Annotated in this window: 13 protein-coding genes; 8 read left to right on the top strand and 5 right to left on the bottom strand. The window is 68.1% G+C overall.

What is annotated here, in order from left to right; all coding sequences use genetic code 11:
* Positions 1-135 precede the first annotated feature (135 nt).
* Together RTY46_RS06315 and RTY46_RS06320 are read right to left on the bottom strand one after the other, a co-directional pair.
* A complete protein-coding gene (locus tag RTY46_RS06315) occupies positions 136-960 on the bottom strand; it encodes a helix-turn-helix transcriptional regulator (protein WP_312707243.1) in 825 nt (274 codons plus the stop codon).
* On the bottom strand, positions 957-1661 hold the full coding sequence (locus RTY46_RS06320; protein WP_312707245.1) for a VIT family protein: 705 nt from the start codon (positions 1659-1661) through the stop codon (positions 957-959). Before RTY46_RS06320 ends, RTY46_RS06315 begins: the two co-directional genes overlap by 4 nt.
* A gap of 151 nt (positions 1662-1812) precedes the next feature.
* Here RTY46_RS06320 and RTY46_RS06325 point away from each other — a divergent pair, with 151 nt between their 5' ends.
* Positions 1813-3177: a glutamate--cysteine ligase gene (locus RTY46_RS06325; protein ID WP_312707246.1), complete on the top strand. Its 1365-nt coding sequence runs from the start codon at positions 1813-1815 to the stop codon at positions 3175-3177.
* Between the two features lie 135 nt (positions 3178-3312).
* Here RTY46_RS06325 and RTY46_RS06330 read toward each other — a convergent pair whose 3' ends face one another.
* Positions 3313-4365 (bottom strand): NAD(P)-dependent alcohol dehydrogenase, encoded by a 1053-nt coding sequence (locus RTY46_RS06330; protein ID WP_312707247.1) that lies wholly within the window; start codon positions 4363-4365, stop codon positions 3313-3315.
* A 107-nt stretch (positions 4366-4472) separates the two neighbouring features.
* On the opposite strand from RTY46_RS06330, the gene RTY46_RS06335 reads away from it, so the two are divergent.
* Positions 4473-5357: a LysR family transcriptional regulator gene (locus RTY46_RS06335; RefSeq protein WP_312707249.1), complete on the top strand. Its 885-nt coding sequence runs from the start codon at positions 4473-4475 to the stop codon at positions 5355-5357.
* A 49-nt stretch (positions 5358-5406) separates the two neighbouring features.
* On the opposite strand, the gene RTY46_RS06340 is transcribed toward RTY46_RS06335, so the two are convergent.
* Positions 5407-5823 (bottom strand): VOC family protein, encoded by a 417-nt coding sequence (locus tag RTY46_RS06340; RefSeq protein ID WP_312707251.1) that lies wholly within the window; start codon positions 5821-5823, stop codon positions 5407-5409.
* A gap of 124 nt (positions 5824-5947) precedes the next feature.
* Here RTY46_RS06340 and RTY46_RS06345 point away from each other — a divergent pair, with 124 nt between their 5' ends.
* A complete protein-coding gene (locus tag RTY46_RS06345; protein ID WP_312707253.1) occupies positions 5948-6625 on the top strand; it encodes an SMI1/KNR4 family protein in 678 nt (225 codons plus the stop codon).
* Positions 6626-6726: 101 nt separating this feature from the next.
* On the opposite strand, the gene RTY46_RS06350 is transcribed toward RTY46_RS06345, so the two are convergent.
* Positions 6727-7830, bottom strand: coding sequence for an alkene reductase (locus tag RTY46_RS06350; RefSeq protein WP_312707255.1), 1104 nt, complete (start codon positions 7828-7830; stop codon positions 6727-6729).
* Between the two features lie 127 nt (positions 7831-7957).
* On the opposite strand from RTY46_RS06350, the gene RTY46_RS06355 reads away from it, so the two are divergent.
* From RTY46_RS06355 to RTY46_RS06375, 5 genes are all read left to right on the top strand, one after another.
* The gene (locus RTY46_RS06355) at positions 7958-8866 is read left to right on the top strand and encodes a LysR family transcriptional regulator (protein ID WP_312707257.1); all 909 of its coding nucleotides are present in this window, start codon (positions 7958-7960) and stop codon (positions 8864-8866) included.
* A gap of 56 nt (positions 8867-8922) precedes the next feature.
* The gene (locus RTY46_RS06360) at positions 8923-9198 is read left to right on the top strand and encodes a metal/formaldehyde-sensitive transcriptional repressor (RefSeq protein ID WP_108757140.1); all 276 of its coding nucleotides are present in this window, start codon (positions 8923-8925) and stop codon (positions 9196-9198) included.
* Positions 9199-9256: 58 nt separating this feature from the next.
* Positions 9257-10366, top strand: coding sequence for an S-(hydroxymethyl)glutathione dehydrogenase/class III alcohol dehydrogenase (locus tag RTY46_RS06365; RefSeq protein ID WP_312707259.1), 1110 nt, complete (start codon positions 9257-9259; stop codon positions 10364-10366).
* A gap of 48 nt (positions 10367-10414) precedes the next feature.
* The gene (fghA, locus tag RTY46_RS06370) at positions 10415-11245 is read left to right on the top strand and encodes an S-formylglutathione hydrolase (RefSeq protein ID WP_312707261.1); all 831 of its coding nucleotides are present in this window, start codon (positions 10415-10417) and stop codon (positions 11243-11245) included.
* A gap of 204 nt (positions 11246-11449) precedes the next feature.
* Positions 11450-12880, top strand: a complete 1431-nt coding sequence (locus tag RTY46_RS06375) for a GGDEF domain-containing protein (protein WP_312707263.1) — start codon at positions 11450-11452, stop codon at positions 12878-12880.
* Positions 12881-12929 lie beyond the last annotated feature (49 nt).

Here is a 12929-nt window from a genome sequence, read left to right on the forward strand (position 1 = left end):
CCAAGCCTACAAGGACGTACTTGCGGCGTCCCCGCAATCCGACACCGCCCCGCCATCCCACGGAATGCAGCTGTTGCTGTTGCTTTGGCCGTTGCTCTGAGCAGGTGCAGGGCGCAGCCCTGCCGACACCCCCCCTTAGATCTCGCTGGGGGAGAGGCCGTACTGCTCGGCGAAGCGCTTGCTGAAGCTGGCGGCGGAGCGATAACCCGCGCGGGCGGCCACGGTCTTCAGCGGCAGGTCAGTGGTGTACAGCAGGTTCATGCCATGGGCCAGGCGCGCTTCGGTCAGCAGTTGGCGCAGGCTGGTCTGTTCGGCCGCCAGGCGGCGGCGCAGGGTGGCGCCGCTCAGCGCGAACTGCGCTTCCACATCGCGTGATTGCCAGTCGCGCGCCGGGTCGGTGGCGATGCGGTCGCGGATCTGTTCGCCCAGGGTAGGCGCCTGCGGCAGCAGCAGGTTGCCGTGGCCCTTGCGGCACCACGCCAGCACCAGGCTGGCCAGGGCCAGGCGCGCTTCGCTGTAATGTCCGTCCTGCAATGCCTGGCGCCAGCGCCGCAGCACCGTGCCGTGGTCGACCAGCCGCGGCTGCGCGATCGCATCGCCGGGCGCAGGCAGTGCTTCGCTCCACAGCGTGCGCGCCGCGCTCAGTACTTCCGCACACAGCGGCACGATGGCGCCGAGGTAGCGGCCGGTGCCCGCGTCGGGCGTGTTGACCACGTCAATCCGGCAGCGCTGGGTAAACAGCAGCATGTCACCGGCGTGGGCGGTCAGCGACTGGTGCGCGGTGCGCACCTGCTTGCTGCCTTCCAGCAGGATGACGAACTGCGGCTGCGGTATCTCCACCGAACTGGCACCGTGCTCACGACGCGCAGTGATGCAGGCATAGCCTTCGGCGCGATCGCAGCCGGCCAGGCTGGCCATCTCGGCCAGCAGGGCAACGTCAGGGGGCAGCATCGTGGTCATGACAGGTGGGCTCCCAGCAGTTTGCCGATGCCCGCGGCGGCGGCCATCGCCAGTGCGCCCCAGAACATCACCCGCACCGCGCCGCGCAGCGGCGGCGCGCCTCCGGCACGGGCGGCCATCGCGCCGGTCAGGCACAGGCCGATCAGGGTGCTGGCGGTGGTCGCCACGGTGACCTGCGCCGTGCTGGAGAACAGGGCGGTCAGCACCGGCAGTGCGGCGCCGCAGGTAAACGCACCGGCCGAGGCCAGCGCGGCCTGCAGCGGGCGTGCGCGCAGGGTGTCGGTGATGCCGAGCTCGTCGCGTGCGTGTGCGCCCAGCGCATCGTGTGCGGTCAGCTGCTCAGCCACCTGCCGGGCCAGTGCCGGCTGCAGGCCGCGATGGCGGTAGATCGCCGTCAGCTCGTCCAGCTCGCTGTGCGGGTCCTCGTGCAGCTCGCGCATTTCCACGGCCAGGTCGGCCGCTTCGGTGTCGGCCTGGGTCTGCACCGAAACGTATTCTCCAGCGGCCATCGACATCGCGCCGGCCACGGTGCCGGCCACGCCGGTGGCCAGGATCGTGCTGGCCGAGGCACCGCTGGCGGCCACGCCGACCACCAGGCCGGCGACCGAGACGATGCCGTCGTTGGCCCCCAGCACGGCGGCGCGCAGCCAGCCGACGCGGTCGGCGCGGTGCAGTTCCGGGTGTCGTGAATGGCGGCTCATGGCCTGAGTGTACGGGGGTCAAGAGGTCGTCGGTAGGATGCTGAAACCCGTCACCGTCGCATGCTGCGAAGGGCCGCCACGCTATAGTGCGCCCTTGCGATGGAAGGCCCCCAGCCCCACATCCCCTGCCACTGTCCAGCGAGTCCTCCCCTTGTCGAGCCCCAGCCACGTCGCCGATACGCCCATTACCGACCGCTCGGAGCTGGTCGAGGTGCTTGCCTCCGGCGAAAAGTCCCGTGCGCAGTGGCGCATCGGTACCGAACACGAGAAGTTCGGGTTCCGCCTGGACGATCTGCGCCCGCCGACCTTCGAAGGCGAGCGCGGCATCGAAGCCCTGCTCAACGGCCTGACCCGCTTCGGCTGGGAGCCGGTGCAGGAGAACGGCAACACCATCGCCCTGCTGCGTGACAACGCCTCGGTGACGCTGGAGCCGGCTGGCCAGCTGGAACTGTCCGGCGCGGCGCTGGAAACCATCCACCAGACCTGCGTGGAAACCGGCACCCACTTGAACGAAGTGGCGCAGGTGGCCGGCGAACTGCAGCTCGGCTTCCTCGGCATGGGCTTCCAGCCGAAGTGGACGCGCGATGAAATGCCGTGGATGCCCAAGGGTCGCTACAAGATCATGCGTTCCTACATGCCCAAGGTCGGTTCGCTCGGCCTGGACATGATGACCCGCACCTCCACCGTGCAGGTCAACCTGGATTACGCCACCGAAGCGGACATGGTGAAGAAGTTCCGCGTGTCGCTGGCGCTGCAGCCGATCGCCACCGCGCTGTTCGCCGATTCGCCGTTCACCGAAGGCAAGCCGAACGGCTACCTGAGCTACCGCTCGCACATCTGGACCGACACCGACGCCGACCGTACCGGCATGCTCGACTTCGTGTTCGAGGATGGCTTCGGTTACGAGCGCTATGTCGATTACCTGCTCGACGTGCCGATGTATTTCTCCTACCGCGATGGCATCTACCACGACGCCAGCGGGCAGAGCTTCCGCGATTTCATGCAGGGCAAGCTGCCGGTGCTGCCGGGTGCGCTGCCGACGCTGCGCGACTGGTCGGACCACATGACCACCGCCTTCCCGGAAGTGCGCCTGAAGAAGTACCTGGAAATGCGCGGTGCCGACGGTGGCCCGTGGAGCCGCCTGTGCGCGCTGCCGGCGTTCTGGGTCGGCCTGCTGTACGACGACACCGCGCTGGATGCGGCCTGGGACCTGGTGCGTGATTTCAGCCTGGCCGAGCGCCACGCGCTGCGCGACGGCGTGCCGAAGTACGCCATGGGCCTGCCGTTCCGCAACGGCACCGTGCGCGACCTGGCCCGCGAAGCAGTGAAGATTTCCGTGGAAGGCCTCAAGCGCCGCGGTGCGCGCAATGCCGACGGCCAGGACGAAAGCAAGTTCCTGGACGTGCTGCAGGAGATCGTCGAATCGGGCCTGACCCCGGCCGAGCGCAAGCTGGCGCTGTTCCATGGCCGCTGGCACGGCGATGTGGACCCGGTGTTCCGCGAGTTTGCTTACTGAGGCAACGCGTGGCCGCCGGGCATGGCCCGGCGCTACCTGCCATGGTTCCGGTAGCGCCGGGCCATGCCCGGCGGGTGTGGCGCGCAGAAAAAAACCCGGCATTGCCGGGTTTTTTTCGTTCCATGACTGTGGCGATCAGGCCTTGATCGTCGCCATGTCGATCACGAAGCGGTAGCGCACATCGTTCCTGGCCATGCGCTCCCAAGCCTGGTTCACGTCCTTGATGTTGATCACTTCAACATCGCTGACGATGCCGTGCTCGGCGCAGAAGTCCATCATTTCCTGGGTTTCGGCCATGCCGCCGATGGCCGAGCCGGTCACGTGCTTGCGGCCGAAGATCACGCTGGCGCCCATCAGCGCCGGATCCAGTTCGGTGATGACGCCGACCAGGCACATGGTGCTGTCGCGCTTGAGCAGGCTCATGTACGGGTTGGTGTCGTGGCTGACCGGCACGGTGTTGAGCAGGAAGTCGAAGCTGTTGGCGTGGGCCTTCATCTGCGCCGGATCGCGCGAGACCAGCACCTCGTCGGCGCCCAGCCGCTTGGCGTCGGCGCCCTTTTCCGGGGTGGTGGTGATCATCACCACGTGCGCGCCCAGTGCCTTGGCGAACTTCACGCCCATGTGGCCGAGGCCACCCAGGCCGATCACGCCCACCTTCTGGCCCGGGCCGACCTTCCAGTGGCGCAGCGGCGACCAGGTGGTGATGCCGGCGCACAGTAGCGGCGCGGCAGCCTTCAGGTCCAGCTTTTCAGAGACCTTCACCACGAAGCGCTGCTCGACCACGATGTGGTCGGAGTATCCGCCCATGGTCAGCTCGCCGGTATTCCGGTCGCGGCTGTTGTAGGTGTAGGTCGGGCCCTTTTCGCAGTACTGCTCCAGGTCGTGGTCGCAGGCATCGCAGTGGCGGCAGGAATCGACCATGCAGCCGACGCCGGCGAAATCACCGGCCTTCAGCGTGGTCACGCCCGGGCCGACTTCCACCACGCGGCCGATGATCTCGTGGCCCGGCACCATCGGGTACTCGGCGCCGCCCCAATCGTCGCGGGCCTGATGCAGGTCGGAATGGCAGATGCCGCTGTACAGCACTTCGATGCGCACATCGTTGGCGCCGACCGCGCGGCGTTCAAAGCTGATGGGTTCGAGCGGGGCGGTGTTGCTGCGTACCGCATAACCGAGGGCGAGGGACATGGGGAATCCTTGGCGGGGTTTGTCGAAAGGCGTTTTACAATACGCCCCTCGCGCGGGGGTAAGAACCCCGGATATCGGCATGATTCATCAAGTGGAACTGCACAATCATGGCCACTGACAACCTGACCCACCTGGCCGCGTTCGCCGCCGTGGCCCGGCACCGCAGCTTCCGCCGCGCCGGGGCCGAGCTGGCCCTGTCCACCTCGGCGGTGAGCTACGCGATCCGCGCGCTGGAAGAACGGCTGGGCGTGGGTCTGTTCCACCGCACCACCCGCAGCGTGGCCCTGACCGAAGCCGGCCAGCGGCTGCTGCAGCGGCTGCAGCCGGCACTGGGCCAGGTGCACGAGGCGCTGGAGGAAATGAACCAGTTCCGGGCCAGTCCCACCGGCCTGTTGCGCATCAACGCCGCGCGCGCGGCCGTGCCGACCCAGCTGGGCCCGCGCTTGACCCGCTTCCTGCATGCGCACCCCGATGTACGCCTGGAGCTGACCGAGAACGACGGCCTGGTGGATATCGTCGGCGAAGGCTACGACGCCGGCGTGCGCCTGCACGAGTTCGTGCCCGAGGACATGGTGGCGGTGCCATTGGGGCCGGCGCTGCGCGGCATGATCGTCGCCTCGCCGGACTACCTGCAGCGGCACCCGGCCCCGCAGCACCCGCGTGACCTGCTGGAGCACGAGTGCATCCGCTTCCGCTTCGCCAGCGGGCATCTGTACAAATGGCAGTTCGACCGCGGCGGTGAATCGCTGGAAATAGACGTGCGCGGGCGGCTGACGCTGAGCGAGCAGACCACCATCATCCGCGCGGTGCTCGATGGCTTCGGCCTGGCGTATGTGCTGGAAGATGCCGCCCGCCCGCATATCGAGGCCGGGCGCATGGTGGCGGTGCTGCAGGACTGGAGCGAGCCGTTCGCCGGCTTCGTGCTGTATTACCCCAAGCAGCGGCAGATGGCCTCGGCGCTGCGCGCGTTCGTGGACATGTTGCGGGAGTGAAGCGCAGCAATGCAGTAGATCCACGCCACGCGTGGATGGCTGGCCCCGATCACTCCACCAACGCGTCATACCCCTTGCCGACGAACTGCAGCAGGCAGAACCCATGCCCGAACGGGTCGGCCAGCACGGCCAGCCGGCCCCATGCGCGCTCGCTGACCGGGCGTTCGATCAGCGCACCGGCGGCGACGGCGCGTGACAGCGCGACGTTGATATCGTCCACCACCCAGCCCAGGTGGATGGGCGTCCAGTGGCGCTCGTAGTCGCGCACATCGCCATCGTCGGCGGCGGCACTGCCGTCGGCGTTCTGCAGCAGGTACAGGGGCGTGGGTCCGCCCAGCAGTTCGGTGGCGCCCGTGCCGAGCCGGCGGCCGATGCGCAAGCCGAACGCCTGGGTGTAGAACGCCTCGGCCGTGGCCAGGTCGGGCACGTCCAGATTGACGATGAAGGTGGGGGCGGGGGAGTCCATGGCGGGGCAGCGTACGGCGGGGCAGTGCAGTCTAGGCCCGTGGCGTGACGGTGCCGGTTCATCTTGCTGGCCGCGCGCGCAGGGTTCAGGCAAGGTAGTCGGCTGGGTTCCAACAAGGATAGGTATGAACACGCTTGCCGACGTCGAACAGGCCACCGGCCAGGTCTTTCCGCCGCTGTACCACCAGTTGTCTGCCGATGGGCAGCTGCAGTGGGGCGCGCTGGGCTGGGAGGGTTTCCAGCAGCAATCCGCGCAACTGCGCGCGCAGCCGCCGCTGCTGCTGTTCGCCGATGAGTTCGAGCCGATCGGTCACGACGAACTGCAGGAAGCGTGGGAAGACCTGACCGCCGAGGACCATTACAACCCGCTGCGCGACGACCTGCAGCTGCTGCCGTTCGCGCGCAGCGGCGCGGGCGATGTGTACTGCTTCTGGACCAATGCGCCGGGCTTCAGCGAGCCGCCGGTGGTGCTGGTGTGGCACGACGATGATCGCGCCGACATCCTGGCCGCCAACCTGCAGGACTTCGTGTTCCGCAAGATGGTGGAGGCGGTGGTGGAACTGGAGACGCAGTATTCGATGCTGGGCAAGGACACGCTGGCCGAGGACCTGCAGGCGTGGCTGGGCACGCACCGCGCGTGGCTGCGGGACGACCAGATGGCGGCGCTGGAACGCCTGTACGCGCGCACCGACGAGATCGTTGCAGGGCGCATCAGCGAGGACGAGGGGCAGGCGCTGCTGACGCAGGTGATCGGCTTTGCGCGCCTGGATGAATCGTTCGCGTACGTGCGCGAAGGGGCGTGAGTGATGGGGTCGGATCCGCGCTTGGCGCGGCTCTGACTCCGTTCTCGCCGCGCCGGGGTCAGAGCCCTTTCCGTGGGAAAGGGCTCTGACCCCATGCCCGATCAGCGGGCGACCGGGTAATCCAGATAGCCCTCGCGGCCACCACCGTAGTAGGTGGCGCGATCCGGCGTGGTCAGTGCCACGTCGGCCTGCAGGCGCTCGACCAGATCGGGGTTGGCGATGAACGGCTGGCCGAACGCGGCGATATCGATGGTGCCTTCGTCCACCAGGCGCAGGGCGCGTTCGCGGGTCATGCCGCCGGCCAGGATGACGGTACCGCCGTAGGCCTGCTTGAAGGCCTTCAGGAACGCTTCGCCGATGGCCGGCGCGCCGTGCAGGTAGTTGTCGTTCAGATGCACATAGGCCAGCCCGCGCTTGCCCAGTTCTTCGGCCAGGTACAGATAGCTGGCTTCGTTTTCTGCATAGGCCGGCATGTCGAAGACCTGGCTGTTCGGTGCCAGGCGCACGCCCACGCGCTGCGCGCCGATGCGTGCGGTCATGGCATCCACGGTGTCCAGGATCAGCCGCGCGCGGTTGGCCAGCGAACCGCCGTAGTCATCCTGGCGATCATTGGTGAGCGGGTTGAGGAACTGTTCGAACAGATAGCCGTTCGCGGCATGCAGTTCGATGCCATCGAAACCGGCGGCGACGGCATTCTCGGCGCCGCGCACGAAGTCGTTGACGATGCCCGGCACTTCGTCGGTGCGCAGGGCGCGTGGCGGGGTCGGGTCGGCCGGGCCGCGGCTGCCGTCGTCGCGATACACGAAGGCGAAGCTGCGGGGATCGTGGGCCACCGCGCGCGTGCTGGCGCTGACCGGCCGGCCACCGTCGGGCTGCAGCGAGCGGTGCGACATGCGGCCCACGTGCCAGAGCTGGGCGAAGATGGCGCCCTGTGCGGCATGCACGGCATCGGTGACCTGGCGCCAGCCGGCCACCTGTTCCTGCGACCAGATGCCCGGCACGTCGATGTATCCCTGGCCCTGCGGCGACACCGGGGTGCCCTCGCTGACGATCAGGCCGGCGCTGGCGCGCTGGCGGTAGTACTGCGCGGTCAGTTCGTTGGCCACGTAGTCAGGATTGCGTGCGCGGGTCATCGGTGCCATGGCGATGCGGTTGCGCAGCGGTGTGCCGGCCAGATCGAACGGTTGGAAGAGCGGGGCGGTCATGTGCAGGTCTCGTGGGGAAGGAGCGCCGGTGGCGCGATGCCTACAGGATGGCGTTGACATCGGGCCCCATAAATGGGTTCCATTTCCCATCGAGCGGGACTATTTGTCCCCAATAAGGCCCCCAAGCATGCTTCCCGTTGAATCCTTGAATGGTCTGGTCACCTTCGTGACCACCGCACGCGCGGCCACCTTCACCGAGGCGGCCGAGGCGCTGGGCATTTCCCGCTCGGCGGTGGGCAAGGCCATCGCCCGTCTGGAAGTGCGGCTGGGCGTGCGCCTGTTCCACCGCACCACCCGGCGCATCTCGCTGACCACCGACGGCGAGGCCTACTACGCGTCCTGCGCCGCCGCCCTGGAGGAAATTTCCGCGGCCGAGGCCTGCCTGGGCCTGGGTGCGCACGTGCCCAGCGGCCGCCTGCGCATCGACATGCCCTCGTCGTTTGGCCGCATGGTGGTCATGCCGGTGCTGCTGAAGCTGTGCCAGCAGTACCCGGACCTGCAGTTGACGGTGACCTTCACCGACCACTTCGTGGACCCCATCGACGAAGGCATCGATCTGCTGATCCGCTTCGGCGGGCTGCAGCAGGCCGAGCACCTGGTGGCGCGGCGGCTGGGCAGCCAACGCCTGGTGACCTGCGCGGCGCCGGCCTACCTGCGGGCACACGGGGTGCCGCGCACGGTGGAGGATCTGCGCCAGCACCGCAGCATCGTCGGCTACCGTCATGGCCAGCCGGTGGCGTGGCGGGTGGGTCTGGAGGGCGAGGGCGGCATCTTCATCCCCAGCGCCACCCACCAGTTGAACGATGGCGATGCGGTGATCGACGGCGCGCTGGCCGGGCTGGGCATCTGCCAGATGCCGATGTCGCTGGTGCGCCCGCACCTGCAGTCGGGCGCGCTGCAGTCGGTGCTGGATGACTGCATGCAGCGCCATGTCGATATCCATGCGCTGTGGCCGCCCACCCGCCACCTGCGGCCGAAGGTGCGCTACGTGGTGGATGAGCTGACCCGGCTGGCGGCCGAAGGTGCCTTCGATTGAGTTCCTGTGGCAGTCCTGTATACTATCCCCCAGTATAGTTCCCTGGGTGGCCGCCCATGCCGCATTCGCCTGAAGAGAAAAAGAAGGTCTTGGCCCGCGTGCGCCGCATCCGTGGCCAGTGCGATGCGCTGGATCGCGCGCTGGAAGCCGGCGCCGAGTGCGGCCCGGTGCTGCAGCAGATCGCGGCCATCCGCGGCGCGGTGAACGGGCTGATGTCCGAAGTGATGGAAGCCCACCTGCGCGAGGAATTCGGCCAGCCGGCCGCATCCGATGAACAGCGCGCCGAGCGCGTTCGCGAGATGAGCGGATTGATCCGTTCGTACCTGAAATAAACGAGGGCGCAACACTGCGCCATCCATGCTGTCTTTGTCTGTCCTTGGAGAACCCGCCATGAAATCCCGTGCCGCCGTCGCCTTTGGTCCCGGCCAGCCGCTGCAGATCGTCGAGATCGACGTCGCCCCGCCGAAGGCTGGGGAAGTGCTGGTGAAGATCACCCACACTGGTGTCTGCCACACCGATGCGTTCACCCTGTCCGGCGATGATCCGGAAGGCCTGTTCCCTGTGGTGCTGGGCCATGAAGGCGCCGGCATCGTGGTGGAAGTAGGCGAGGGCGTGACCAGCGTGAAGCCGGGCGACCACGTGATTCCGCTGTACACCGCCGAGTGCGGCGAATGCCTGTTCTGCAAGAGCGGCAAGACCAACCTGTGCGTGTCGGTGCGCGCCACCCAGGGCAAGGGCGTGATGCCCGACGGCACCAGCCGCTTCAGCTACAACGGCGAACCGATCTACCACTACATGGGCTGCTCGACCTTCAGCGAGTACACCGTGGTGGCCGAAGTGTCGCTGGCCAAGATCAACCCGGAAGCGAACCCGGAACACGTCTGTCTGCTGGGCTGCGGCGTGACCACCGGCATCGGCGCGGTGCACAACACCGCCAAGGTGCAGGAAGGCGACAGCGTGGCCGTGTTCGGCCTGGGCGGCATCGGCCTGGCGGTCATCCAGGGTGCGCGCCAGGCCAAGGCCGGCCGCATCATCGCGGTGGACACCAACCCGTCCAAGTTCGAGCTGGCCCGTGAATTCGGCGCCACCGACTGCATCAACCCGAAGGACTTCGACCAGCCGATCCAGCAGGTCATCGTGGAAATGACCACCTGGGGCGTGGACCACAGCTTCGAGTGCATCGGCAACACCAGCGTGATGCGTGCGGCGCTGGAATGCGCGCACCGCGGCTGGGGCCAGAGCGTGGTGATCGGCGTGGCCGGTGCGGGCCAGGAAATTTCCACCCGTCCGTTCCAGCTGGTGACCGGGCGCAAGTGGATGGGCACTGCCTTCGGCGGCGTGAAGGGCCGCAGCCAGCTGCCGGGCATGGTGGAAGACGCGATGAAGGGCGATATCGAACTGGCCCCGTTCGTCACCCACACCATGAACCTGGACAAGATCAACGAAGCGTTCGACCTGATGCACGAAGGCAAGTCGATCCGTTCGGTCGTCCACTACTGAACCACGCCAGGCGGCAGGCCGCGCGCCTGCCGCCACCGGGAGCACTCCATGGAACGCATTGAACACCGTGCCTGCTTCGGCGGCTGGCAGGACGTCTATCGCCACACCTCCACCACGCTGGGCTGCGACATGCAGTTCGCCGTGTACCTGCCGCCGCAGGCGGCCACGCAGAAGCTGCCGGTGCTGTACTGGCTGAGCGGCCTGACCTGCACCGAGCAGAACGTGATCACCAAGGCTGGCGCGCAGCGTTACGCCGCCGAGCATGGCGTCATCCTGGTGGCGCCGGACACCAGCCCGCGCGGCGATGACGTGGCCGATGCCGAAGGCTACGACCTGGGCAAGGGCGCAGGCTTCTATCTCAACGCCACCGAACAGCCGTGGGCGCAGCACTACCGCATGCACGATTACGTGGTGCAGGAGCTGCCGGCGCTGATCGAGGCGCACTTCCCGGCGACCGATGCGCGTGCCATCAGCGGTCATTCAATGGGAGGCCATGGCGCGCTGGTGCTGGCGCTGCGCAATCCCGGCCGTTACCGCAGCGTGTCGGCGTTTTCGCCGATCGTGGCACCCAGCCAGGTGCCGTGGGGCGAGAAGGCGTTCACCGCCTATCTGGGCGATGACCGTGCGGCCTGGGCGCAGTGGGATGCCACCGCGCTGATCGCCGGTGCCAGCGAGCGGCTGCCGCTGCTGGTGGACCAGGGCGATGCCGATGAGTTCCTGCAGACCCAACTGCAGCCGCAGCGCCTGCAGCAGGCATGCGAAGCCGCGGGCCACCCGCTGACCCTGCGCCTGCAGCCGGGCTACGACCACAGCTACTACTTCATCGCCAGCTTCATTGGCGAGCACATCGCGCACCACGCCAAGGCGCTGCGTGGCTGAGGCGAACGCGGCGGGGCTGAGGCGTAGAGTCGAGCTTGCTCGACTGGCACGGAAAATCAGTCGAGCACGCTCGACTCTACCGAGCAGGGGCAGTGGAGCAAGCACGCGCCCACCCGGGGCGGGCGGGTTTTCTGCAGTCGATCACGCCCCGCTGGCGGGGCAACGCGCTATGGTGCGCGCAGACGGCTTGCCGATGGGGGATCCATGCCGGTAGTGCTCGCGCTGCTGTACGTGCTCAGCCACGGAGTGGTCGTGGCGTTCTGGCCTGGGACGGCCGGGGAAGGATCGTTCGTGTTCCTGACGGCCGCGCCGGTGCTGGCCGCAGCGGCCTGCCTGTGGCGCGCGCGCCGTGACCGGGCCGCCCTGGGCTGGCGCGCCACCGCCCTGGCGCTGCTGCTGTGGGCCGGCGGCATGGCGGTGAACATGGCCGATGCCATCGGCGCCGGTCGCGCCGATCTGACGCCACGGGTCAGCCTGCTGCTGTATGTGATCTATGGCGTGCCGCTGGTGTTCATCCTGGCCCGCGCCCGCCGTGAGCGCTGGACCATCAGCACCATCGACGGCCTGATGGCGGCGCTGCTGGGGGTACTGTTCTTCGTGCATACCCTGTCCTTCGCCGACCGCATCAACGTGGACGACACGGCGATGGCCAACATGCGCCGCATGTTCGACATCCAGAACCTGTGCATCGCCGCGTTCGCCTGCGTGCGCTGGCTGGCCGGCGATGCGACTGAACGGCGCAGCTTCTTCCGGGCACTGGCGCTGTATGCGCTGCTCTATCTGGGCGTGGCGTACTACATCAACCACTTCACTGCCGAACAATCCTTCGGTGCCTACAACGACCTGCTGATCGACGTGCCGTTCCTGCTGCTGGCGGTGCTGGCGCTGCGCCAGGCGCCCGCCCCCGGTGGCGTGCTGCATCCGCGCCTGTCGCGCCTGGTGCAGGCCGGTGGGCCGATGATCCTGCCGCTGCTGCTGCTGGTGGTCGGGGCGCTGGTGGTGGACCACGCGCGCCCGCTGGCGCTGGCCGGCTTCGTGGTGGCCACGCTGGGTTTCAGCCTGCGCAGCACGCTGCTGCAGATCGACCTGCTTGAGGCCCAGGCCCGGCTGGACCAGCTGGCCCGGCAGGACGGCCTGACCGGGGTCGCCAACCGCCGCCAGTTCGATGCGGCGCTGGCCAGCGAGTGGACCCGGGCCCGTCGCAGCGGCAGCGAAGTGGGCCTGCTGCTGGTCGATATCGACCACTTCAAGGCGTTCAACGACCAGCACGGGCACCCGGCGGGCGATCGCTGCCTGCAGGCCGTGGCCGCGGTGCTGCAGGCCACCGCCAACCGCGCGGCCGACACCGTGGCGCGCTACGGTGGCGAAGAGTTCGCCGTGATCGTGCCCGGCACCGGCGTGGAGGGCGTGCTGGCGCTGGCCGAGCGCCTGCGCGTGGCGGTGCAGGCGCTGCAGTTGCCGGAAGGGCAGGTCAGCATCAGCGTGGGGGTGGGGTTCGCCCACCCCCCGGTGATGGCCACGGCCGAGCAGTTGCTGGCCCATGCCGACGCGGGCCTGTACGCGGCCAAGCGGGGCGGCCGCAACCAGGTGGCTGCGCTGCCGTCCGGGCCGATGGGCTTCAGCTTCGCCCGGTAGTGGCCAACCTTGGTTGGCCGTCGTTTCCGGAAGTGCCAACCAAGGTTGG

This window comes from Stenotrophomonas sp. (assembly GCF_032056425.1).
In the GTDB taxonomy this organism is placed as follows: Bacteria; Pseudomonadota; Gammaproteobacteria; order Xanthomonadales; family Xanthomonadaceae; genus Stenotrophomonas.

Coding starts and splice junctions, on each gene's coding strand:
- RTY46_RS06315 (WP_312707243.1), bottom strand. CDS start 960: ATGACCACGATGCTGCCCCCTGACGTTGCCCTGCTGGCCGAGATGGCC.
- RTY46_RS06320 (WP_312707245.1), bottom strand. CDS start 1,661: ATGAGCCGCCATTCACGACACCCGGAACTGCACCGCGCCGACCGCGTC.
- RTY46_RS06330 (WP_312707247.1), bottom strand. CDS start 4,365: ATGTCCCTCGCCCTCGGTTATGCGGTACGCAGCAACACCGCCCCGCTC.
- RTY46_RS06335 (WP_312707249.1), top strand. CDS start 4,473: ATGGCCACTGACAACCTGACCCACCTGGCCGCGTTCGCCGCCGTGGCC.
- RTY46_RS06340 (WP_312707251.1), bottom strand. CDS start 5,823: ATGGACTCCCCCGCCCCCACCTTCATCGTCAATCTGGACGTGCCCGAC.
- RTY46_RS06345 (WP_312707253.1), top strand. CDS start 5,948: ATGAACACGCTTGCCGACGTCGAACAGGCCACCGGCCAGGTCTTTCCG.
- RTY46_RS06350 (WP_312707255.1), bottom strand. CDS start 7,830: ATGACCGCCCCGCTCTTCCAACCGTTCGATCTGGCCGGCACACCGCTG.
- RTY46_RS06355 (WP_312707257.1), top strand. CDS start 7,958: ATGCTTCCCGTTGAATCCTTGAATGGTCTGGTCACCTTCGTGACCACC.
- RTY46_RS06360 (WP_108757140.1), top strand. CDS start 8,923: ATGCCGCATTCGCCTGAAGAGAAAAAGAAGGTCTTGGCCCGCGTGCGC.
- RTY46_RS06365 (WP_312707259.1), top strand. CDS start 9,257: ATGAAATCCCGTGCCGCCGTCGCCTTTGGTCCCGGCCAGCCGCTGCAG.
- fghA (WP_312707261.1), top strand. CDS start 10,415: ATGGAACGCATTGAACACCGTGCCTGCTTCGGCGGCTGGCAGGACGTC.
- RTY46_RS06375 (WP_312707263.1), top strand. CDS start 11,450: ATGCCGGTAGTGCTCGCGCTGCTGTACGTGCTCAGCCACGGAGTGGTC.